The organism is Catenulispora yoronensis (assembly GCF_039531695.1).
GTDB classification, from domain to species: Bacteria; Actinomycetota; Actinomycetes; order Streptomycetales; family Catenulisporaceae; genus Catenulispora; species Catenulispora yoronensis.
In genome coordinates, this window is sequence record NZ_BAAAQN010000187.1 from 1 (window position 1) to 632 (window position 632).

At 56.5% G+C, this 632-nt stretch carries 2 pseudogenes; both read left to right on the top strand.

Annotated features, from left to right (window positions below):
- A pseudogene (locus ABD481_RS46705) lies at positions 1-180 on the top strand (AzlD domain-containing protein); the annotation flags it as partial.
- 20 nt (positions 181-200) lie between these two features.
- Positions 201-449 (top strand): annotated as a pseudogene (locus ABD481_RS46710) (Rid family hydrolase); the annotation flags it as partial.
- Between the last annotated feature and the right edge of the window lie 183 nt (positions 450-632).

A 632-nucleotide genomic window follows, 5' to 3' on the forward strand; every position in this document is an offset into this window, starting at 1 on the left:
GTTCTGCCGGCCATCATCACCATTTAGATCCTGAGCGTGAATTCCAGCATGGAGTTCGACTTAAAAAATCCGAAGGTGATCGCCGCCATCATCTGCACGCTCGCCAGCTTCCGTTTAGGTCTGGTGTGGGTGGTAGTGAGCGGCGTCGGCTCGCTGGTGTTGTTAAATTATTTTATGTAACCGTTTGAAGGATAAACCGTATGATTATTACCACCGCTGACGCGCCTGCCGCTATCGGCCCGTACGTGCAGGGCGTCAATCTCGGCGCGATGACCATCACCTCCGGTCAGCTGCCGATTAATCCGCTGGACGGCACCATGCCAGGCGATATCGCCGAACAGGCGCGGCAATCACTGGAGAACGTGAAAGCCATCGTCGAAGCCGCCGGACTCACGGTCGGGCAGATCGTTAAAACTACGGTGTTTGTCAAAGACCTGGCGGATTTTGCCGCCACGCTGCGGAAAACCGACGTCCCGGTCGAACAACCATTCGTCCACTCCCCTGAAGAACGCTACCAGCCCTTTGCGCTTACCGACGTGCAGCAGGCTTACCTGGTGGGGCGTCAGCCGGGCTTTGCCCTGGGCGGCGTCGGCTCACATTTCTTTGTTGAATTTGAAATTGCCGATCTGGAC